The sequence below is a fragment of the Clostridium sp. KNHs205 genome (genome assembly GCF_000702945.1).
Taxonomy (GTDB): Bacteria; Bacillota; Clostridia; order Lachnospirales; family Lachnospiraceae; genus Anaerocolumna.
Genome location: NZ_JNLE01000003.1, coordinates 4,475,898 through 4,496,996, shown reverse-complemented (window position 1 = coordinate 4,496,996; position 21,099 = coordinate 4,475,898). Strand labels below are relative to the sequence as shown.

General features: G+C 40.8%; 20 protein-coding genes. 18 read left to right on the top strand and 2 right to left on the bottom strand.

Translation table 11 applies throughout. From position 1 onward, the window contains the following. Nucleotides 1–28: 28 nt before the first annotated feature. Nucleotides 29–1,489: a rhamnulokinase family protein gene (locus BR73_RS0118700; protein WP_156034764.1), complete on the top strand. Its 1,461-nt coding sequence runs from the start codon at nt 29–31 to the stop codon at nt 1,487–1,489. Between the two features lie 13 nt (nt 1,490–1,502). Beyond that, entirely contained in the window at nt 1,503–1,937 is a 435-nt protein-coding gene (locus tag BR73_RS0118695) for an RbsD/FucU domain-containing protein (protein ID WP_033166786.1), read from the top strand. A 91-nt stretch (nt 1,938–2,028) separates the two neighbouring features. Here the strand turns inward: BR73_RS0118695 and BR73_RS0118690 are convergent, their stop codons facing one another. After that, nucleotides 2,029–2,493 carry a YdeI/OmpD-associated family protein gene (locus tag BR73_RS0118690; RefSeq protein ID WP_033166785.1) on the bottom strand — a complete coding sequence of 155 codons (465 nt, stop codon included), beginning with the start codon at nt 2,491–2,493 and terminating at the stop codon, nt 2,029–2,031. A gap of 199 nt (nt 2,494–2,692) precedes the next feature. Between BR73_RS0118690 and BR73_RS0118685 the strand changes: the two genes are divergently transcribed. The 3 genes from BR73_RS0118685 (at nt 2,693) to BR73_RS0118670 (ending at nt 6,663) form a co-directional block, all read left to right on the top strand. Then, nucleotides 2,693–3,130 (top strand): hypothetical protein, encoded by a 438-nt coding sequence (locus BR73_RS0118685; protein WP_033166784.1) that lies wholly within the window; start codon nt 2,693–2,695, stop codon nt 3,128–3,130. Nucleotides 3,131–3,819: 689 nt separating this feature from the next. After that, the gene (gene leuS / locus BR73_RS0118675; RefSeq protein WP_033166782.1) at nt 3,820–6,231 is read left to right on the top strand and encodes a leucine--tRNA ligase; all 2,412 of its coding nucleotides are present in this window, start codon (nt 3,820–3,822) and stop codon (nt 6,229–6,231) included. A 69-nt stretch (nt 6,232–6,300) separates the two neighbouring features. Continuing rightward, entirely contained in the window at nt 6,301–6,663 is a 363-nt protein-coding gene (locus BR73_RS0118670) for a response regulator (RefSeq protein ID WP_033166781.1), read from the top strand. 108 nt (nt 6,664–6,771) lie between these two features. Here the strand turns inward: BR73_RS0118670 and BR73_RS0118665 are convergent, their stop codons facing one another. Beyond that, a complete protein-coding gene (locus tag BR73_RS0118665; RefSeq protein WP_033166780.1) occupies nt 6,772–7,251 on the bottom strand; it encodes a flavodoxin in 480 nt (159 codons plus the stop codon). Between the two features lie 328 nt (nt 7,252–7,579). Here BR73_RS0118665 and hemA point away from each other — a divergent pair, with 328 nt between their 5' ends. From hemA to BR73_RS0118605, 13 genes are all read left to right on the top strand, one after another. Beyond that, nucleotides 7,580–8,812 (top strand): glutamyl-tRNA reductase, encoded by a 1,233-nt coding sequence (gene hemA, locus BR73_RS0118660; RefSeq protein ID WP_051685312.1) that lies wholly within the window; start codon nt 7,580–7,582, stop codon nt 8,810–8,812. Beyond that, on the top strand, nt 8,812–9,471 hold the full coding sequence (locus tag BR73_RS0118655) for a bifunctional precorrin-2 dehydrogenase/sirohydrochlorin ferrochelatase (RefSeq protein ID WP_033166779.1): 660 nt from the start codon (nt 8,812–8,814) through the stop codon (nt 9,469–9,471). Before hemA ends, BR73_RS0118655 begins: the two co-directional genes overlap by 1 nt. Nucleotides 9,472–9,707: 236 nt before the next feature. Then, a complete protein-coding gene (gene hemC, locus BR73_RS0118650; protein ID WP_033166778.1) occupies nt 9,708–10,601 on the top strand; it encodes a hydroxymethylbilane synthase in 894 nt (297 codons plus the stop codon). An 11-nt stretch (nt 10,602–10,612) separates the two neighbouring features. Then, nucleotides 10,613–12,142, top strand: a complete 1,530-nt coding sequence (cobA, locus tag BR73_RS0118645; protein ID WP_033166777.1) for a uroporphyrinogen-III C-methyltransferase — start codon at nt 10,613–10,615, stop codon at nt 12,140–12,142. Then, nucleotides 12,139–13,098 carry a porphobilinogen synthase gene (hemB, locus tag BR73_RS0118640; protein WP_033166776.1) on the top strand — a complete coding sequence of 320 codons (960 nt, stop codon included), beginning with the start codon at nt 12,139–12,141 and terminating at the stop codon, nt 13,096–13,098. Before cobA ends, hemB begins: the two co-directional genes overlap by 4 nt. Beyond that, nucleotides 13,095–13,223: a hypothetical protein gene (locus BR73_RS29670; RefSeq protein WP_278248534.1), complete on the top strand. Its 129-nt coding sequence runs from the start codon at nt 13,095–13,097 to the stop codon at nt 13,221–13,223. The genes hemB and BR73_RS29670 overlap by 4 nt, the downstream gene beginning before the upstream one ends. Nucleotides 13,224–13,313: 90 nt before the next feature. Beyond that, entirely contained in the window at nt 13,314–14,591 is a 1,278-nt protein-coding gene (gene hemL, locus BR73_RS0118635; RefSeq protein ID WP_033166775.1) for a glutamate-1-semialdehyde 2,1-aminomutase, read from the top strand. Between the two features lie 21 nt (nt 14,592–14,612). Continuing rightward, a complete protein-coding gene (locus BR73_RS0118630) occupies nt 14,613–15,815 on the top strand; it encodes an NAD(P)/FAD-dependent oxidoreductase (RefSeq protein ID WP_033166774.1) in 1,203 nt (400 codons plus the stop codon). A 33-nt stretch (nt 15,816–15,848) separates the two neighbouring features. Then, nucleotides 15,849–17,489 (top strand): FAD-dependent protein, encoded by a 1,641-nt coding sequence (locus BR73_RS0118625; protein WP_033166773.1) that lies wholly within the window; start codon nt 15,849–15,851, stop codon nt 17,487–17,489. A 201-nt stretch (nt 17,490–17,690) separates the two neighbouring features. Beyond that, nucleotides 17,691–18,542: a glutamate 5-kinase gene (gene proB / locus BR73_RS0118620; RefSeq protein ID WP_033166772.1), complete on the top strand. Its 852-nt coding sequence runs from the start codon at nt 17,691–17,693 to the stop codon at nt 18,540–18,542. A 62-nt stretch (nt 18,543–18,604) separates the two neighbouring features. Further along, nucleotides 18,605–18,814, top strand: coding sequence for a DUF896 domain-containing protein (locus BR73_RS0118615; protein WP_033166771.1), 210 nt, complete (start codon nt 18,605–18,607; stop codon nt 18,812–18,814). Continuing rightward, nucleotides 18,814–19,380 carry a 5-formyltetrahydrofolate cyclo-ligase gene (locus BR73_RS0118610; protein ID WP_033166770.1) on the top strand — a complete coding sequence of 189 codons (567 nt, stop codon included), beginning with the start codon at nt 18,814–18,816 and terminating at the stop codon, nt 19,378–19,380. Before BR73_RS0118615 ends, BR73_RS0118610 begins: the two co-directional genes overlap by 1 nt. Before the next feature lie 310 nt (nt 19,381–19,690). After that, the gene (locus BR73_RS0118605) at nt 19,691–20,935 is read left to right on the top strand and encodes a glutamate-5-semialdehyde dehydrogenase (RefSeq protein WP_033167618.1); all 1,245 of its coding nucleotides are present in this window, start codon (nt 19,691–19,693) and stop codon (nt 20,933–20,935) included. The last annotated feature ends 164 nt before the right edge of the window (nt 20,936–21,099 follow it).

Below are 21,099 nucleotides of genomic sequence, written 5' to 3'. Positions count from 1 at the left end.
GTGTGTCATGGTACACAGAAGGAGTTTTATGAAGAAGGTTATTGCGTTTGACCTTGGGGCCTCAAGCGGCAGGGCTATGGTCGGTGAACTTTCAGATAACAGGATTACTATCAGGGAAATCCATCGATTCTTAAATGAACCGGTGTTAATCAGAGGAACTCTATATTGGGATGTTCTAAGACTCTTTCATGAAATGAAACAGGGGTTAGTAAAAGCCAAGGCTGAGGGTGAGATCACCAGTCTTGGAGTAGATACCTGGGGAGTGGATTTCGGACTCCTTGATGGAAAAGGAAGGCTGCTTGAGAACCCGGTTCATTACCGGGATTTAAGAACAAAAGGTATGCTAAAGGCAGCGGAAGAAAGAATCAGCCTGGAGGAACTTTACCATATTACAGGTAATCAGCTGATGGAGATAAATACAGCATTCCAGCTTCTTTCCCTGGTATCTGATAAAGATACTTTGGATAGAGCAGATACTCTGCTGCTTATGCCGGATTTATTCAACTATCTGTTTACAGGAAAAAGATATGCCGAATATTCCATAGCTTCTACCACACAATTATTAGATGCGAAAGAGAGAAAGTGGTCTGAGGAAGTTATAAAAGCCTTGGGAATTTCAGAAACCCTGCTGCCGGAGATAATACCCAGCGGTACTATTATTGGTTCAATAACAGATGAGATCAAAGAAGAATTAAATGTAGCATCCATAAATGTGACAGCAGTAGCAGGACATGATACCCAGAGTGCATTGGTTGCTGTACCTGCCAGAGAGAAAGATTTCCTGTTTATAAGCTGCGGCACCTGGTCTTTAATGGGGACAGAACTGGATAGTCCTCTGATAGATGAGAAGTCCGCCGGATATAATTTCACCAATGAAGGAGGTTTCGGAGGTAAGATATCCTATTTAAAAAATCTCACCGGTTTATGGCTGGTTCAGGAGAGCAGACGCTGGTGGGAGAAGGAGGGGACCTCCTACAGCTTTTCAGAGTTAGAGAAAATGGCTGAAAGTACAGAAGCTTTTCAGAGCTTTATAGATACGGACAGTGAAGAATTTGCATTGCCCGGAAATCTTCCGGAGCGTATTCGGGAATATTGCAGAAAGACCGGACAGAAGGTTCCTGAAACACCGGGAGAGATCGTGCGCTGCATCAATGAAAGCCTTTCCTTCAGATATCGGACGGTGATGGAGGAAATAGCAGATTGTACCGGCTTGACCTATGACAGACTTTATATGGTAGGTGGAGGAATCAACAGTAAATTACTATGCAGGATGACTGCCTGTGCCTGTAAGAAAGAAGTGGTTGCCGGACCTTCGGAAGCTACGGTCTATGGAAACATAGCCCTTCAGTTAATTGCTGCAGGAGAAATAGAAAACCTTACAGCAGCAAGAAGCATTATCGGTCAGTCCGCAGAAATCAGTATTTATCAGCCAATGGAACAGGAAAGCTGGGAGGCTGCATACCAACGCTATAAGGCGGTAACAGGTTAAGGAGGAATAAATTATGCTAAAAGGGATTCCGCCAATTTTATCTCCGGAACTGTTAAAGGTTCTCTGTGAGATGGGGCATAGTGACAGAATAGTAATATCAGACGGTAATTTTCCGGCCCAGTCAATGGGTAAGGACAGTATTGTAATACGTTTAGACGGCCATGGTGTACCAGAGATTTTAGATGCCATACTCACGGTTTTCCCGCTGGATACTTATGTTGAAAAACCGGTAACACTAATGGAAAAAGTAAAAGGTGATACTGTTTTAACTCCTATCTGGAACACCTATGAGACAATTGTAGAAAAGCATGATGCCAGAGGCAGCGATACCATTGGGCAAATGGAGAGATTTGCCTTTTATGATTCCGCAAGAACGGCCTATGCAATAGTGGCAACAGGAGAGAAGGCCTTATATGCCAATATCATGCTGCAAAAAGGCGTAATTTAATAACATAGGGTTGTAACAAAAGATACTCAAAAAGATACTCATAATATAAGAGTGGCTGCTGCAATATATAATAATGCAACAGCCGCTTGTGTTATTTCTTTACGCCATTCCGAAGCATTTCGATTGCTTCTTCAATTCTTTTATCTCTGGTTTCTATTTTCTTAGCACTGATAATCCAATCCGTAAATTTCTTCTGATTGCTGTAAGAAAGTGCCTTAAAAAAATCCCCCGCTTTCGTTTCATTATCCAGAAGCTTCTCAAATTCCTCCGGTAATTCAAGAATACGTTCTGCCTCATCTTTTTGTAATTTTACATGAATGGTATCTCCGGGGTTTTTACCGATAGCTTCTCTTACCTTCTGATTCAACCCAAGAAAATGGCAGGAATGCCCCATTTTAGCCAGAGAACCTCTGTACTCATAACCGTCAAAATAAGCCAGTACCTTAACCTGTCCCCTGGTACCGAATTCCTGTTCCACATCAAAGGGAAATTCAATATAAGCTGAGTTAAGTGTTTCATGTTTTATAAGTAAAGCATCGAATTCATAAATCTTCATAGTGCCTCATCTTTCTTATGGTAGTTGTTACAAAACTTTAGGTTCTGTGTTATGACTTACAGTATTTCTTGATTTATTATATATATTCTATTCATATCAATCAAGCCTTTACTAAGTTTTAATAAGAATGGAATCCATTGACAATCATAAAGCAATCCTATATATTAATTGTAAATTGATGTAAAGGAATAACTGTTTAATGAAAAATTCATATCATAGTAAATTAATAGCTGGAATGTTGGTAGTTCTTTTAACAGTAATCATACTGGCCTGGTTTATATACAATAATCTGGGATTATATCCTATGAGAAATCTGCCAATATCCCAAATAGAGTCAATCACAATATATTCCTTGCCTTTAGAAAAGGAAGTTTTGTCTGAAGATGAAAAGATACAATTATTAAGTTATCTTAAAAGGGTAGAGTTAAAGGGGAAAGGAACTCAGGAATTTAAGGACTATACCGGGTGCAAGTTTTTAATGTTTCAACTAAATATGAAAGATTCCTCAAATATAGATTTTGCAGCAAGTAATCCGTTCTATATTATTAACATAGAAAAAGGCTATAAAGCAGATTATGAGCTATGTGATAAAATAAATCAATTATATTTCAGCATGCTCGATAATCATTTTAAATAATACATAACGAATATGTAAGTAGTTATTTGGCCTGAATGGAGCTATATGAAAATGAAAGGAGAATATAAATGCCTTTTTTATCCTTATTTATGTTATTAATTGTCACTTTTATAAGTATTCCTTTATACAGTCTTTTTATCTATACTCTGGTTCTGGCTATCAAAGCCCTTAAGCTATATATCGAAAAAAACAGCCATATATAAAGCTCTTAAACCATCTATTAAAATTATCACACTAATATCTGAGTATCGATGCACCTGTCTTTTCAACATTTCAGGCAATTAGCAGAACCTGGAAAGAATGAATGCGCCTATGGAAATGTATTAGAAGTCCTTTTCTCTGAAGCATTTGTGCTATAGCCTCAAACAGATTGTCTGAGCGAAGCGAGTTATCTGTTTGAGGCTATGTCCAGCACAAAAGCATCAGAGAAATTAGGACTTCTTATACATTGGAATGAGTGCATGAATTCTTTCCAGGTTCTGCTAATTGCCGTCCCCTTGTTAGAACCTGTCCCTTTCACCATCCAAATCTTTTCATACATCTCCATACTTAAAATTAATAATAACACCCAGTCCCACATAATTTTTACTTCCTAAAAGAAAAACAGAAATTAAGTTTTAGTGTTGTTAAAATAATAAATAATGTGTATAATTAAGAAAAATATAGTACATTTTAGGAGGTCATTTAGCGTGACAGAGGATTATTCACCGAAGAAAATTGAAAAAAAGTGGCAGGACATCTGGGAAAAGAGCAATGCTTTTAAGACCGGAATAGACAAAAGTAAGCCAAAATACTACGCCCTTGTTGAGTTTCCTTATCCTTCAGGACAGGGACTGCATGTAGGCCATCCAAGACCTTATACTGCACTTGATATCATTGCAAGGAAGAGAAGACTGGAAGGTTATAATGTGCTATACCCTATGGGCTGGGACGCCTTCGGACTTCCTACTGAAAATTATGCCATCAAGAATAAAATTCATCCAAGGATAGTAACGGATAATAATATAAAGCATTTCAAAGAACAGCTTCAGTCTCTGGGTTATTCCTTTGACTGGGAGAGAGAGATCAACACAACAGATCCGAACTACTATAAATGGACACAATGGATCTTCCTTAAATTATTTGAAAAAGGGCTGGCCTACAAAGCAGAGATGCCAATTAATTGGTGTACCTCCTGTCAGGTTGGACTTGCAAATGAGGAAGTGGTAAACGGGGTGTGTGAACGCTGCGGCAGTGAAGTCGTACACAAGGTTAAGAGTCAGTGGATGTTAAAGATCACTGCTTATGCAGACCGTTTAATCGATGATCTTGACCTGGTAGATTATGCAGACCGTATCAAGAATCAGCAGAAGAACTGGATTGGCCGTTCAGAAGGTGCCGAAATAGATTTTAAATTGGTGGGAGCAGACGAAACCCTTAAGATCTTTACCACAAGACCTGATACTTTATTTGGTGCTACTTATATGGTAATCTCACCCGAACATGGTTTATTGGATAAATACCAGAGCAATATCGAGAACTGGGAAGAAGTTACTGCCTACAGAGAAGCAGCAGCCAAGAAATCAGACTTTGAAAGAGCTGAGCTTGCCAAAGACAAAACTGGTGTTGAGGTCAAAGGAATTACCGCTGTTAATCCTGTTACAGGGAAAGAAGTACCTGTCTGGATTTCTGATTATGTCCTTATGACCTACGGAACGGGTGCTATTATGGCAGTTCCTGCACATGATACAAGAGACTGGGAATTCGCCAGGAAATTCGGGCTTTCTATAATACCCGTAATTGAAGGCGGTAACGTAGAAGAGGAAGCCTTTACTGATTATAACGGAAAATTAATTAATTCTGATTTCTTAAATGGCTTAATGGTTACAGAAGCCAAGAAACGTATGACTGAGTGGGTAGAAGAAAAAGGGATCGGTAAGAAGACCGTAAATTTTAAATTAAGAGACTGGGTATTCTCAAGACAGAGATACTGGGGAGAACCTATTCCTCTGGTTCACTGTGAGAAATGCGGTTTTGTGCCCGTTCCTGAAAGTGAATTACCGCTGCTGCTGCCTGAAACAGAAAGCTATGAACCTGGAGAAAATGGTGAATCCCCTATTGCCCGTATGACAGACTGGGTTGAGACTACCTGCCCTAATTGCGGCGGACATGCTCACAGGGAGACAGATACCATGCCTCAGTGGGCAGGTTCCTCCTGGTATTTCCTTCGTTATATCGATCCTGACAATATGGATGCTTTTGCTTCCAAGGAAGCTCTGGATTACTGGCTGCCTGTTGATTGGTACAACGGCGGTATGGAGCATACCACACTTCATCTTTTATACTCAAGATTCTGGCATAAATTCCTTTATGATTTAGGATTAGTCAGTGAGCCGGAACCTTACAGAAAGAGAACCTCCCATGGTATGATTCTTGGTGAGAACGGTGAGAAGATGTCCAAATCCAGAGGAAATGTAATTAACCCGGATGATATCGTAAATGAATTTGGTGCAGACACACTTCGTACTTATGAGATGTTCATCGGTGCATTTGAATTAAGTGCTGCCTGGTCTAATGATGGTGTAAAGGGCTGCCGTAGATTCCTTGAGAGAGTATGGAAGCTGCAGGATCTTGTAACCGAAGAGAAGGGATATTCAAAAGAATTAGAGATTAAGATGCATCAGACCATTAAGAAAGTCAGCCTGGACTTTGAAGGCCTCAAATTCAATACGGCTGTTGCTGCATTAATGTCCTTAATTAACGATTTTAATAAGGTTGGTAAAATAACGAAGGCTGAGTACCGTACCTTCCTGATCCTGTTAAATCCTGTAGCACCTCATATGACAGAAGAACTCTGGAGCCTGGCTGGCTTTGAAGGTAATCTGTTTGAGACTACCTGGCCGATATGGGAAGAAGAGAAAACCATAGAAAGTCAGTTGGAAATAGCTGTTCAGGTAAATGGTAAGTTAAAAGCTACAGTATTGATAAATAGGGGAGAAGAACAGGATACTGTAAAGGAAAAAGTAATGGGAACCGAAACCGTTACTCAATTCCTTGAAGGAAAAACTATAGTGAAAGAAATATATGTTAAAGATAAAATTTATAATATTGTAGTTCGTTAGTATATAAAACATGTTTAAATGAGAAAATACCTCTAAAGGTATCAAGTTAAGCAGGTTATCGGAGGGGACATGAAGAAAGTTTTAATTGCTGACGATGCTATATTTATGAGAAAAGTATTGGCAGATATACTTGAGAAAAATGGCTACGAGGTAGTAGGTGAAGCTTCTAATGGAAGAGATGCTGTAGAGAAGTATCTTTTGCTGAAACCTGAATTTGTGACGATGGATATAACAATGCCTGGAATGGATGGGATAGAAGCCCTTCAGACTATAAAAAGAATTGACAAGAACTGTAAGGTTATAATGGTATCGGCCATGGGACAGGAAGAAATGATCAATGATTCCATCCGTGCCGGTGCCAAAGGATTTATTGTGAAGCCTTTCAGAGAAGGTGATGTTCTGCAGCAAGTGAAAAAGCTTAATTTTCTCTAATAAAATTCAGATAAAAAAGCTTACACAGATGACTTATGGTCGTCGGTGTAAGCCTTTTTTGATAGAAGCTGTTTTACTTTTTGGGTTCCATCGTTGCCTGCTCTATTTCTAAGTTATTTCGTGAAGCCAGCGTTTAACCTGGGATTTAACTTTATCTTTTTCTTCCTTGGAAGGATCTGCGAAAGAGATGGTTCCAATTACGGTATTGTCTTTTAATTCTGCGGCCAGTTTGTCAAAGCATTTATCTGCACCACCGCCTGCATGGCAGGCAAAGAAGGCCAGCTGCTTGTCTTTTATGGACACCTGCTCCAGAAAAGAAGCGATAGGAGGTGAATACGAACTTGCCCAGATCGGAGTTCCGATAAAAATTGTATCGTAATTGGATAAATCCGGCAGGTCATTTACCAGTTTGGGCTTCTCATGGAAAAGAACGCTCTTTCCACCCCAAAAGAATTTGGTTAAACCTCCTTTGGGTATTTCTTTGTCCGGCTTTAACTCTATACAATCGGAATCTAATTCTTCTGCCAGGATGTCAGCAATGATCTTGGTGTTTCCTTCCAGAGAATAGAAAACAACTAATGTGTTCATCCTTTGCTCCTTTCTTAGTAATATTAGGTTGAACTAAGTACTTGTACATTTTAATAAAGCGGTATAAGCTGCATTTAAGCTCTTTACTTTTTATTTTTAGAGAGAATAATAAGTTCATCTAATACAACTCTTATAGTGATAATGGCCTATGTATGTTGTCTAACTGATATCTTATGCTAAAAGCTTTCTTTTGTCAAGAATATGTTAATTTATGGAACGGTAAGCCGGCAGGCTCTGGCATTGCGGTAATCACATTAAGGCAGCGCATGGCTTCTCACGTGTTTGCAAGGTGAATAGCGTTATGATATAATATTCCTCAGAGCTTTAATTGGCCAGAGATAAAGGTGTGCCCGGCACACAGATTGGAATTAGTATGGATATATATCAAATAGGCATCAGCCATAAAACTGCTCCGGTAGATATCAGAGAACAGCTTGCGTTTTCCGGAAGTGAAAAAGAAGAGTACTTAAGCCTGGTTAAGAAAGAAGAAAATATCGGGGAGTGTGTATTAATAACTACCTGCAACCGGACAGAAATATATGTTACAGGGGATAAAGCAGCAGCTGACAGGGCTATGGAACTGATGGCTGCGTATAAAGGTCTGGATCTAAAGGATTTAAAGAAATATTTTCTCCGTTATGAGGGAGAAGGAGCGGTAAAGCATCTGATGACCGTTGCCAGTGGCCTGGATTCTATGGTGATGGGAGAAGATGAAATTCTTGGGCAGGTAAAGAGAGATTATGGACAGGCATATGAGGGCGGAAATACCTCGTATCTGTTAAATACCCTGTTTCGTGAAGCAATTTCCTGTTCAAAAGCAGTAAAGACAGAAACCAGACTGTCAAAAACTCCGGTTTCTGTGGGAACATTAACCGCCAAGGAAGTTATAACCTTTCAGGCAGATGAGTTGCAGGTTAAAAAGGTTCTGATAATAGGCATATCCGGTAAGATGGGAAGCATCGTGATGAAGAATCTTTACGGAACACCGGGTATTGCTATAGCAGGTACTGTTAGAAATCACATGTCAGGAGATGATGTCGAAACTCAGTTTACAGGGATAAAATATTATGACTACAAGGACCGGTACGAGGCAATAAAAGACGCGGATGTTATTATCAGTGCTACCCAGAGCCCTCATTATACCATTACCTTTAAGGAGCTTGAAAACGCCCTGACTGATAGGAAGAAAAGATTATTTATAGATCTTGCTGTTCCAAGAGATGTTGATAAGGACATCAGAGGTATGGAAGGAATTCAATTAATAGATATGGATTACTTTGAGGAACTGGCAGAGGAAAATAATAAGGTGAAAGAAGAAGAAGCTGTAATCGCTCGTAAGATTATAGATAAAAGAACAGATGAGTTCTTGAAGACAGTGATATTTCATGGATTTTTACCTGAGCTTGAACGAATTAAGGGTAATCTGAAAGAGACTTCCTTAGAAACCTTGTTATACCATATGAAAAGTCATGTCAACAGAGAAGAGCTTGAAACCCTCCTAAGGAGCCTGGAGCTTGCGGCGGAGGAACTAAAGCCATACGGCAAAAGGAGGGACCGGTAATGGCGTATTTTCCTATGTTTGTAGAGCTGAGGGGTAAAAAATGTCTTATAATCGGCGGTGGCAAGGTAGCCCTTAGAAAAGCTGTTGCTTTACTTGACTTTGAAGCCGGTCTGACAATTGTTGCAAGCAGAATTATTCCGGAATTTATAGAGCTGGAAGCTAATCATAGACCTTTAGTGGAAATAATAGAGAGAGACTATAAAGAAGAGGATTTACAGGAAGCCTTTTTGGTAATTGCAGCAACGGATGATAAAGAACTGAACAGAAGGATTTCTGTTGATTGCAAGACAAAAGGAATACCGGTTAATGTTGTGGATGTAAAAGAAGAATGCAGCTTTATTTTTCCAGCTTATGTGCGGAAAAAATCCATTACGGTGGGAATCACCTCCTCCGGTAACAGTCCGGTGCTGACACAGCAGATTAAAAAGACGGTGGAGAAGAACCTGCCGGATTATATAGGACTCTTATCAGATAAAATGGGAAATGCCAGAAAGCTGGTCAAAAGTGAATTTCACACAGAACGGGAAAGAAAACAGGTGTATATAAGAATGGCAGAAATCGGTGAGAAGAAAAAAGGTAATCTTACCGAAGAAGACATTTATGATATCATTGAAGAAATGAAAAAAGAATTACATCAGGACAGTAGTGACATAAAATAAGATAATTTGGAATTGTATATGTAATATAATATATTTATAGGGGTAGAAATTGTCTTTCTGATTTAATTAACATTCCGTATTTCTTATATTGGCAATGACGCAAATCAATTAGCGTTATGCATCTACGTTAGATTGAAAGAAAATAATGATAGGAAAGGTTGCCACAAAGAGATTCTTTCACTCTTTTTAATAGTGGCAGTACCGCATTATATCCGCGGTATGCAATAGGTGTATGGATGAAGAAGCTCAGGGTAGGAACACGAAAGAGTAAACTTGCACTGGTCCAGACAGAAACAGTAATAGCAGAGCTGAAAAGCCTTAGGCCTGATCTGGAGTTTGAGATTGTTCCCTTAAGTACACTGGGAGACAGAATTCAAAGCGTAGCACTTACTCATTTTGGAGGAAAGGGAGCTTTTGTAGCTGAACTTGAAGAGGCCATGTTAAAGGGCGATATTGATCTTGCTGTACATAGTGCCAAGGATCTGCCTTTATCCTTTCCGAAAGGGCTGGATATTATAGGTGTCTCTAAAAGAGAGGATCCAAGGGATGTATTGGTTACCCGTGCCGGTGAAGCTCTTAAGGAGAAGGCGGTTATTGGAACCGGAAGCCCCAGAAGAAAGCTTCAGCTGGAAGCGGATACTCCTTATGTTGCCAGGGAACTCAGAGGGAATGTAAACACCAGACTTGGCAAACTTTCAGCAGGTGAATATGAGGGGCTGCTGCTGGCAGCAGCAGGACTTAAGAGACTGCAGGCAGATAATCTTTCGGAGTATGATTTTAAGTATTTAGAACCGGAAAGCTTTATACCGGCAGCTGGACAGGGAATCATAGCTGTGGAGGGAAGAACAGAACAGGCATTATGTGATCTATTAGGCAGCTGGTCTGATAAAGAAGCCAGAGAAGCATTCGAAGCTGAAAGAGAAGTCATTAAACTCCTTGGAGCCGACTGTACTACACCTTTAGGTGTCTATGCGGAAATAGAGAAAGAGAACATGACAATCCATGCCATCTTTGGTAATGGTGAAAAGGCCATTCGTGTTAAAAAAGCAGGATTATCAAAGGATAGAATTATTCTGGCAGGTGAAGTGACGGATGAATTAAAAAGAGCAAGCTTAATACAGCCGGAATAGGAGGAGTGACGATGGATGGAAATAAAAATGCCAAAGGGAAAGTATATCTTATAGGTGCAGGGCCTGGTGATCCTGAGCTTATAACCCTAAAGGGTGAGAGGCTCTTAAAGAATTGCGAGGCAGTGGTATATGACAGACTGATACCGGAGTCGCTGCTTTACCTGGTACCGGAAAACTGTGAAAAAATTGATGTTGGCAAAACTCCGGGAGGAATTTCTGTCCCTCAGGAGGATATTAATCGTATACTTGTACGAAAAGCAGAGGAAGGAAAGAAAGTCGTTCGATTAAAAGGCGGCGATCCTTTTGTTTTTGGAAGAGGCGGAGAAGAAATACTTGCATTGCAGAAAGCCGGCATCGACTTTGAAGTGGTACCGGGTATCAGTTCATCCTTATCAGCCCCGGCACTGGGCGGAATTCCTGTTACCCACCGAAACGTAAGCAGGAGCTTTCATGTAATAACCGGTCATCGGGACAAGGAGGAAGAAGACTGGGATTTTAAAAACCTTGCGAAAGTCGAGGGAACTTTAATCTTTCTCATGGGTATGGAGAGCATTAAGACCATTACTGCAGAATTGATAAAAGAAGGCAAGGACAGTAATACTCCGGCTGCAGTCATTTCAAATGCCGCCAGGGATAATCAGATAACCGTCAGAGGAACCTTGGGGACCATCTCTGAAATAGCCAGCGGCAGAAATATAAAGGCACCTGCCGTTATAGTGATTGGTGAAACAGCAGCATATCGTTTCTTATCCGGCAGGAAAGGCAGCCTGTCCGGTGTTCGAATTGGTATAACCGGAACAGAAAGCTTTGTGAGAAAGCTCTCAGATGCCTTAAGGGAAGAGGATGCAGCAGTGATAAATTTTGGCTTTCTGACGGTTAAAAAGCATACCAAATCATTGGAATTTAAAGAACTTATTTCCAGATTATTTGAGTATACCTGGCTTATATTTACCAGCAATAATGGAGTTCAGATATTTTTTGATGCATTAAAGGAAGAAAAAATAGATTTCAGACGTTTAGCAGCTTTTAAAATTGCTGCGGTAGGACAGGGAACAGCCGATGCTATAGCAAGTTTTGGCTTTACGCCGGATTATGTTTCAGAGAAAGGCAATGGTGGGGCACTTGCAGGAGAACTGCTTCCATTTCTGACAGAACAGGACAGATTATTACTTCTTCGGGCAGGGAATGCATCGGGAGACATGACAATCGTACTAAAGAATAATCATGTAGTATTCGAGGACTTTCCTTTATATAGCCTGGTTCCGGAGGAATATAAGAAACAGAGAGTCCTAAAAGAGATTTCGGATGCAGACTATCTTATATTTGCCAGCAGCCTGGGAGTGAAAGAATTTTATCATGAACTGCCGGAGAATCTGAAAAGATCCATTAAAGCTAAACTTGTATGTATGGGTGAGGCTACCAAGGACAGATTAAAAGCCCTTGGTAATTCAGAAATATTACAGGCAGAGAAAACAAGCATATCCTCACTTGTACAGACTGTAGTGAGGGATTATGCTGTTAATAAAGAGGATGCAGAATGATCAGACGAAGAAGATTAAGAGTAAGTGAAAATATCAGGGCTATGGTGCAGGAAAACAGCTTAAGAATAGCAGAACTGGTATATCCTATATTTGTAATAGAAGGAAATAATATAAAGAATCCCATAAACTCCATGCCGGGAATCTATCAATACTCCATAGACAGATTAGGAGAAGAGCTGGAAAGAGTCAGAGCTTGCGGAATCAAGAGTGTATTACTGTTTGGGATTCCGGAGCATAAGGATGAGATTGGAAGCGAAGCCTATAACGAAGAGGGTATCATTCAAAGGGCAATCAGGTATATCAAAGTTAACTGCAGTGAACTGACGGTAATTGCTGATATCTGTCTTTGTGAATACACTGACCATGGTCATTGCGGAATCGTAAGAGAGGGACAGGTAATCAATGATGACACTCTGTTATTATTATCAAAAGCTGCGGTAACCTGTGCAATGGCAGGAGCTGATATGATAGCACCTTCTGATATGATGGACGGGCATGTTGAGGCCATTCGGGGAGCGTTGGATGAAGAAGGTTTTGTGAATACTCCTATAATGGCCTACAGTGCAAAATTTGCTTCCGGTTATTACGCTCCTTTCAGAGAGGCAGCGCACTCTGCTCCGGGCTTTGGAGACAGAAAGACTTATCAGATGGATTATGCCAATGGCAGGGAAGCTGTGAGAGAGATAGAAGATGATATCAGGGAAGGTGCAGATATTATTATGGTAAAGCCTGCACTTGCCTATCTGGATGTTGTTCAGTCAGCAGCACAAACGGGTTACCCGGTTGCGGTGTATAATGTCAGTGGTGAATATGCTATGGTAAAAGCTGCTGCGGCACTTGGATATCTGGATGAGAGAAAAGTGGTCTTAGAGAACCTTATGGCAATGAAACGGGCAGGTGCCAATATTATTATAACCTACCATGCACTTGATGCTGCCAGGTGGTTAAGTGAGTGATCTGGTATAAGTGTGAAGGAGGAGATTATGTGCCCTGTCAGCGATTAATGGAGGCAGAAAGACAGAAACGACGCAGGAGGGCATACCGCATCGGCATGTTTGACAGAGTGAAAGAAAATAAATAGATTGAAAGGATGCCACATAGAGGTTCTTTCACTCCTTATTATTTGTGGCAGTATCGCAGGCCAGCCTGCGATATGCAAGGGGTATAAAGTATGAAAGATCAGGAATCGCAGAAGCTTTATGAAGAAGCGCTGAAATATATGCCCGGTGGAGTCAACAGTCCTGTCAGGGCTTTTCGTCAGGTGAATCGTAACCCGCTGTTTATTGAGAAAGGAAAGGGCAGTCGTATTTATGATGCAGACGGTAATGAATTTATAGATTATGTAGGTTCCTACGGACCGCTGATTCTGGGACATGCCAGAGAAGAGGTGGTGGAGGCCGTGAGAGAAGCAGCAGCCTGCGGGCTTACCTTTGGTGCTCCCACCAGACGTGAAATACGCCTTACAGAATTGATTCAGGAATGCGTTCCTTCAATGGAAATGGTGAGACTTGTAAACTCAGGAACGGAAGCAGTTATGAGCGCACTCAGGCTTGCCAGAGGTTATACGGGACGTAAAAAGATTATTAAGTTCACCGGTTGCTATCATGGTCATTCAGACGGACTTTTGGCAAAAGCAGGCTCCGGCTTATTAACCCAGGCTCTGCCGGATAGTCTTGGAGTGCCAAAAGCATTTACGAAACATACTCTTCTGGCTGATTATAACGATACAGAAGGAGTAAAAGAATTATTTCATAAATATAAAGGAGAGATTGCTGCAGTAATTGTTGAGCCGGTAGCAGCCAATATGGGTGTTGTACCTCCGGAAGGGGATTTCCTCTCTTTTCTGCGGAAAATAACAGAGGATAACGGAAGCCTTCTGGTATTTGACGAGGTAATTACCGGTTTCAGACTGGCTTTAGGCGGTGCTCAGGAATATTTCCATATAAAACCTGACCTTACATCTTTGGGTAAGATCGTGGGAGGCGGAATGCCTATAGGGGCATATGGCGGAAGAAGAGAAATCATGGAGAAAATAGCTCCCTTAGGACCGGTATATCAGGCTGGTACCCTCTCCGGCAATCCTCTGTCAACAGCTGCAGGTATTAAGACCCTCGAGCTGCTAAAGAGTTCTCAGGGGTTATATGAGGAACTGGCAGCGAAGGGAGAGCTGTTAAAGAACAGAATCCAGACTGCAGGTAAAGAAAGCATCAGAGTGAATTCTATCGGTTCCTTGTTATGTATTTATTTTGCAGATGGAGAAATAAGAGATTACAACAGTGCTTTAACTGCCAGAGTAAAGGATTATGCAGTATTTTTTGAGTATCTGTTAGAGAACGGAATCTATGCGGCACCTTCTCAATTCGAGGCTATGTTCCTATCAGGAGCTCATACTGCAGAGGATGTTGAATATACGGCACAGACAATAGAAAAGTATTTTGATTCTATATAGTAAAGACAGGAGGCATGGCCAATGAGTGGAATATATATAGTCGGAGGAGGAGCCTCAGGACTTTTTGCAGCTATTTGTGCTGCAAGAAGAAATAAAAAGGTCACGATACTGGAACACAAGGACAAGCCGGGGAAGAAAATTCTTGCAACAGGTAATGGGAAATGCAATTATACCAATCTGGTTCAGAAGGAAGAGTGCTACCGCAGCAGTAATCCGGCTTTTGCCGGGGAAGTTATAAGGGCTTTTGATGTTAATGCTACCGTTGATTTTTTTAAGGAGATTGGCATATATCCCCTGGATAGGAATGGATATCTGTACCCTAATTCAGGACAGGCAGCATCTGTTCTTGAGGTGTTATTACTGGAAGCGGAGAGAACCGGTGTTACGATTGAATGTAATGCACATGTGCAGAAAATCGATAAGAATCTTGCTATCTATATGGCGGATAGAAAATACCAGGCAGAGGGAATTATCCTGGCAGCAGGAGGGAAGGCAGCTCCTGCCCATGGCTCGGATGGGAGCGGCCTTTCAATCGCCCGTGAATTAGGACATAACATTCTCACACCTTTACCGGCACTTGTACAGTTAAAATCAGGAGAGAAATACTTTAAGACACTCTCAGGTGTCAGAACAGAAGCAGAAGTCAGACTGTTTATTGATAAACAGATGAAAGCATTTGAAAAAGGTGAGGTTTTACTTGCTGACTATGGATTGTCCGGAATTCCGGTAATGCAGATAAGCCGTTATGCAGCAGAAGCGCTTAGCAGAGGCAGTAAAGTAACAGCAGTACTTGATTTTCTCCCGTTTCTTTCGAAGGAAGAATTAAAAGAAATGCTGTATTTCAGATTAAAGCGTAATGCGAAAGAAACCCTGGAGGAAGCTTTTCTGGGACTTCTAAACAAAAAGCTTGCCTATGTTGCAATAAAGGAGAGCAAATTAGATCCTTACCATAGGATGAAGGATATAAAAGATTCTCAGCTGACTCAGCTTGTGAATCAGTTAAAGGAATGGAAAGTACCCATAACAGACACACATTCCTTTGAACATGCCCAGGTAATGGCAGGGGGAATTGACACAAAGGAAATTAATCCTGTATCCATGGAATCAAAGCTAATAAAAGGACTTTACTTTGCAGGGGAGATTGTGGACGTTGACGGTACCTGCGGTGGGTATAACCTGCAATGGGCATGGTCCAGCGGTCATGCGGCGGGGACTCATATATAAGCAGCTCCTTAGGGCAGAAAAAAGAGGTAAATAATGTTACAAATATCCCAGTTAAAATTAAGAGTCGGTCATAGTTCAGGGGATTTATATAAACTGGCGGCAAAAACCTTAAAGATAACAGAGCAGGAAATACAACAGCTTGTTATAACAAAGAAATCCATTGATGCCAGAAAAGAAGATATATTTTATGTCTATCAGGTAGAGGTACAGATAGCAGCTGAAGAGAAAAAACTTGCAAAACTGAAGGCACCAAACGTAACCATAGCAAAAGCCGCCGGATATGATTTTAAACCCTCCGGTTTAAATAAGCTTTCCTCACGACCTGTTATAGCCGGATTTGGTCCTGCCGGATTATTCTGTGGGTTAATGCTTGCAAGGAACGGATACAATCCCATAATCCTGGAACGTGGAGAAGCGGTTGACAGCCGTGTTAAATCAGTTGAAGAATTCTGGAAAAGTGAAAAGCTCAATAAAGAGTCAAATGTGCAATTTGGTGAAGGCGGAGCAGGAACCTTTTCTGATGGGAAGCTGAATACCCTTGTTAAAGACAAATGGGGAAGAAATCAGGAAGTTCTAAAGATTCTTGCCGAGCATGGAGCACCGGAGGAAATCTTATACCTTAACAAACCTCATATTGGCACGGATAAATTAAGAGACGTGGTAAAAGCCATCAGGGAGGAAATAAAAAGCCTTGGAGGTGAAGTCAGGTTCAATACCTGCCTTACGGATATACAGACTGAAAAAGGAACGATAACAGGAGTAGAACTAAACCATGAGGAATTTCTTCCCTGTGATTGTCTGGTACTGGCTTTAGGACACAGTGCAAGGGATACCTTTAAGCTTCTTTGGGAGAAGAAAATGAAACTGACACCGAAATCCTTTGCCATTGGACTTCGTATGGAACACCCACAGATCCTTATCAGCCGGAACCAGTATGGTAACCGGTACACAGAACTTCCTCCTGCAGACTATAAACTGACCCACAATGCTATAAATGGCAGGGGAATTTACTCCTTTTGCATGTGCCCCGGAGGGTTTGTTGTAAATGCTTCCTCGGAAGAAGGACGCCTTGCAGTAAATGGTATGAGTAATCATGCCAGAGATGAAAGGAATGCAAACAGTGCCTTGATCGTAACGGTTACTCCTCAAGATTTTAAGGAAACGGTACTGAAAGACGGACAGGCATTTAATGAGATGTACGGAGGAGTCAATGCTGAGGAGAATCCTATGATAGGTGTTGAATTTCAAAGGATCTGGGAAGGGAAAGCTTATGAAGCCGGAAAAGGGCGTATACCGGTGCAGCTCTATGGTGATTTCAAACATAACAGGGCAGGCAGCGGCTTTGGCAGCATAACGCCTAATACCAAAGGTGATTATAATCTGGCAAACCTTAGGGAGTGTCTGCCGGAATATGTATCTACTGCACTAATAGACGGAATTCAGGCTTTTGAGAGAAGAGTCGAAGGTTTTTCCAATGAAGAGGCGGTTTTAGCCGGGGTCGAGACAAGAACCTCTTCTCCACTTCGAATGGAACGGGATGAATTTTTTGAAGCCAGTATAAAAGGTATATATCCCTGTGGTGAAGGTGCTGGCTACGCCGGCGGAATCACCTCTGCGGCAATTGACGGAATCAAGGTATTTGAAGCTATTGCCTCCAAATATAAGGCAAATTAAGCATATAATTAGAATCAAGTGGAATTATATGTATTCTATAGGAGCAGCGTGGTAAAGGAATACAGTGATTTTTAACAAAATATACAAAGCTGATATTTACACCGCATGGAAATTAATGTACAATAATAATAATTGTTATGAATATTAAGAGGGGCTGTCATCATAGAGAGGGAATAAGCCTCGGGGAAGGATGAATCACAGGTGTCTTTAAGAGAACTGTTAAAGGATAAGAAAAGGATTGTTATAAAGATTGGATCATCTTCATTGACTCATGAAGAAACAGGACGTATCAACCTCTCTAAAATGGAGAAATTAGTACGTATACTGACAGATATCAGAAATCAGGGAAAAGACGTTATATTAGTATCTTCCGGAGCTATTGCTGTAGGCAAGGAGACTTTAGGGCTGCAAAAGAGGCCAACTGAGAAAGTAGAGAAGCAGGCTTGCGCAGCAGTCGGTCAGGCAAGGCTGATGATGGTATATCAGAAGTTATTTGCGGAATACAACCAGATTCCGGCACAGATATTAATGACCAAATATACAATGATTAATGACATCAGCAGGGTAAATGCTTCTAATACCTTTGAAGAATTGTTCCGAAAAGGCGTTATCCCAATTGTAAATGAAAACGATACTGTTTCTACCGATGAGCTAGAATTTGGTGATAATGATACTCTGTCCGCAATTGTTACTGCGCTGATACATGCTGACCTCTTAATACTGCTGTCTGATATAGACGGACTCTATACGGATGATCCGAAGAAAAATCCCCAGGCTGAGTTTATAGATTATGTTGAGCATATCGATACGAATCTGAATAACATGGCGAAGGAGTCCTCCTCTTTAGTAGGTACAGGCGGTATGGCAACAAAGATCAGTGCTGCCAAGATTGCTACAGCTTCCGGTGCAGACATGGTAATAGCCAATGGCGAGGATGTCAGTGTAATCAGTGCTATTGTAAGCGGAGAAAATAAAGGTACCTTCTTTAAGGCTCATAGAGATGAAAAGTTTATATTACTGGACTATATCAGTACAAAGCAATACTCAAAATAAGAAATAGATTATATTAATAAACAGCAATAAGTTTATAGAACGCATAAAGAAGAGGAATACAAATGGAAGATTCAAAATTGACAAGAATAAATGAATTATATAAAAAATCACAGGAAACAGGTCTGACAGCAGAAGAAAAAGAAGAGCAGGTAAAACTTCGCGGCGAATATATTCAATCTGTCAGAAATAACTTAAGAGGTACGCTTAATCAGATAAGTATCTTAAATCCTGACGGGACTGTAACTGAGCTATCAAAGAAGGATAAACATTAATGATAAAAGAAGAAATAAGGCAGGAAATCAGAAGGCAGAAAGCTTCCCTTTCAAAGGAGGTAATTGACCTGCAGAGCAGTTTGATCAGAGAGCAGTTCCTGGCGTTAAAAGAGTATAAGGAGAGCAGCCAGGTAATACTCTATGCAGCATTTAACCAGGAGGTTAATACACTGCCATTAATCAGGCAGGCACTCCTTGACGGTAAAAAAGTAGCACTCCCGCGAGTCATGAAGGAAAACATTGAATTTTATTATATCAGCTCTATTTCTGAGCTGGAAGAAAGCTCTTTTGGAATTCCGGAGCCGGAACCTGTTGATATCCTTCAATTAGAGGAGGGCAGGAATTTAATTTTAGTACCGGGTCTGGCCTTTGACAAACTGGGGAATCGAATAGGTTACGGAAAAAGTTATTATGACAGGTATTTTGGAGCTCACAAGGAATCCTTTCTTAAGGTTTGTTTTGCCTATGAATTTCAGGTGTATGAGGAAATACCTTTTGAAGCTCATGATGTAAAAATAGATATTCTAATAACAGAAGATACTGTGTTAAGAATATCAAACAGATGATTTAATTCAGATATTGTTTAGTTGTATACGTTAATATAAGCTCAGATGAAACAGTTGATATTGTAATAACAGGCAGTTGTGCATGCCCTCACTTATTGTGCTGACCTGACCACTTCCGATTTGCGGAAGCCAGGTTTGCATTGTTAGGAGCCCAGCGTCAAAGATCCGTGCTGTTACTGGCAAAGTGGCTTACACAAGCTGGATACCCGGTACGGCACAAGCAAAACAAAATCAAATATATGTAATCGATTGTTCAGCTACAGGTGTATTTCTGATAATCTATAAACATAAAAGTAGAAAGGGTGATTTCATGGAGTTAGTAGAGATAGGACAAAAGGCAAAAAAAGCAGCAACCAGTCTAAATACTCTCAGTCAGGAAAAGAAAATTGCCGGATTGAAAGCAGCAGCCCAGGCATTAAAAAGTCACACGGATAAAATACTTCATGCTAATTCTTCAGACGTAGATAATGCCAAAGTAAATGGTATGACGGATGCACTTATTGACAGGCTACGGTTAACAGAAGCCAGAATTGAAGCTATGGCACAGGGGCTTATTGATATTGCAGCCTTAGAGGATCCTGTCGGTGAAGTCTTATCCATGAAAGAAAGACCAAACGGACTGTTGATTGGACAAAAAAGGGTTCCAATGGGGGTTATCGGTATTATCTATGAATCCAGACCAAATGTAACAGCAGATGCTTTTGGTTTATGTTTTAAAACCGGTAATGCAGTAATATTAAGAGGCGGAAGCGATGCAATTCATTCCAATACTGCCATAGTTGATGTTATCAGGGAAGCGCTTGCTAATACTGGTATAACGGAAGATGCCATACAGCTGGTTATGGATATCAGCAGAGAAACTGCTAAACAGTTGATGTGCTTGAATAAATATATCGATCTCTTAATACCCAGAGGCGGTGCAGGCCTTATTAAAACAGTAGTAGAAAACAGTACCATCCCGGTAATTGAGACAGGAACCGGCAACTGCCACGTATTTGTGGATGAAACTGCCGATTTTGAAATGGCACTAAATATAATACACAATGCCAAGACACAGCGTCTGGGTGTCTGTAATGCCTGTGAGTCACTGGTAGTGCACAGCAGGATAAAAGATGCATTTATTCCGGCTTTATATGAAATGTTAAAAGAGAATCAGGTGGTTATCAGAGGAGATGAAATTTCCAGAGAAATTTGTCCAAGTATAGAAGCGGCAACTGAGGAAGATTATGCTGCGGAATACCTGGACAGAATTATATCCTTAAGAGTCGTGGATTCCATTGAGGAAGCCATAGAGCATATAAATCAATACAATACAGGTCATTCTGAGGCAATTATTACAAAGGATTATAACAATTCCATGAAATTTCTTAACGAGATAGATGCAGCAGCAGTTTATGTCAATGCGTCAACCCGTTTTACCGATGGTGCAGAGTTTGGGTTTGGAGCAGAAATCGGAATCAGTACTCAGAAACTCCATGCCAGAGGGCCTATGGGACTTCTTGCTTTAACCTCTACGAAATATATTATTTTCGGCAGCGGACAAATAAGACCCTAAGGAAAAGGGTTGCATAAGAAAACAAAACGAATTAAGCTGCCTATGGAATTTGATTTATCAGGGCGTGTCAGAAGATTTTCCTATAAGAAGACACATTCCGATAAATCCAGTTGCATAGGCATTTTAGCAGTCAGTGATAATTCAATTTCATTACATTCGAAGAG

What these genes read in the sequence shown, in the direction of transcription:
- cobA (WP_033166777.1), top strand. Translation starts at nt 10,613, where the DNA reads ATGGATGGAAATAAAAATGCCAAAGGGAAAGTATATCTTATAGGTGCA.
- BR73_RS0118665 (WP_033166780.1), bottom strand. Translation starts at nt 7,251, where the DNA reads ATGAACACATTAGTTGTTTTCTATTCTCTGGAAGGAAACACCAAGATC.
- BR73_RS0118605 (WP_033167618.1), top strand. Translation starts at nt 19,691, where the DNA reads ATGGAGTTAGTAGAGATAGGACAAAAGGCAAAAAAAGCAGCAACCAGT.
- BR73_RS0118655 (WP_033166779.1), top strand. Translation starts at nt 8,812, where the DNA reads ATGGCGTATTTTCCTATGTTTGTAGAGCTGAGGGGTAAAAAATGTCTT.
- BR73_RS0118700 (WP_156034764.1), top strand. Translation starts at nt 29, where the DNA reads ATGAAGAAGGTTATTGCGTTTGACCTTGGGGCCTCAAGCGGCAGGGCT.
- hemL (WP_033166775.1), top strand. Translation starts at nt 13,314, where the DNA reads ATGAAAGATCAGGAATCGCAGAAGCTTTATGAAGAAGCGCTGAAATAT.
- BR73_RS0118630 (WP_033166774.1), top strand. Translation starts at nt 14,613, where the DNA reads ATGAGTGGAATATATATAGTCGGAGGAGGAGCCTCAGGACTTTTTGCA.
- hemB (WP_033166776.1), top strand. Translation starts at nt 12,139, where the DNA reads ATGATCAGACGAAGAAGATTAAGAGTAAGTGAAAATATCAGGGCTATG.
- BR73_RS0118670 (WP_033166781.1), top strand. Translation starts at nt 6,301, where the DNA reads ATGAAGAAAGTTTTAATTGCTGACGATGCTATATTTATGAGAAAAGTA.
- BR73_RS0118615 (WP_033166771.1), top strand. Translation starts at nt 18,605, where the DNA reads ATGGAAGATTCAAAATTGACAAGAATAAATGAATTATATAAAAAATCA.
- BR73_RS0118610 (WP_033166770.1), top strand. Translation starts at nt 18,814, where the DNA reads ATGATAAAAGAAGAAATAAGGCAGGAAATCAGAAGGCAGAAAGCTTCC.
- BR73_RS0118690 (WP_033166785.1), bottom strand. Translation starts at nt 2,493, where the DNA reads ATGAAGATTTATGAATTCGATGCTTTACTTATAAAACATGAAACACTT.
- BR73_RS0118695 (WP_033166786.1), top strand. Translation starts at nt 1,503, where the DNA reads ATGCTAAAAGGGATTCCGCCAATTTTATCTCCGGAACTGTTAAAGGTT.
- BR73_RS0118685 (WP_033166784.1), top strand. Translation starts at nt 2,693, where the DNA reads ATGAAAAATTCATATCATAGTAAATTAATAGCTGGAATGTTGGTAGTT.
- hemC (WP_033166778.1), top strand. Translation starts at nt 9,708, where the DNA reads ATGAAGAAGCTCAGGGTAGGAACACGAAAGAGTAAACTTGCACTGGTC.
- BR73_RS0118625 (WP_033166773.1), top strand. Translation starts at nt 15,849, where the DNA reads ATGTTACAAATATCCCAGTTAAAATTAAGAGTCGGTCATAGTTCAGGG.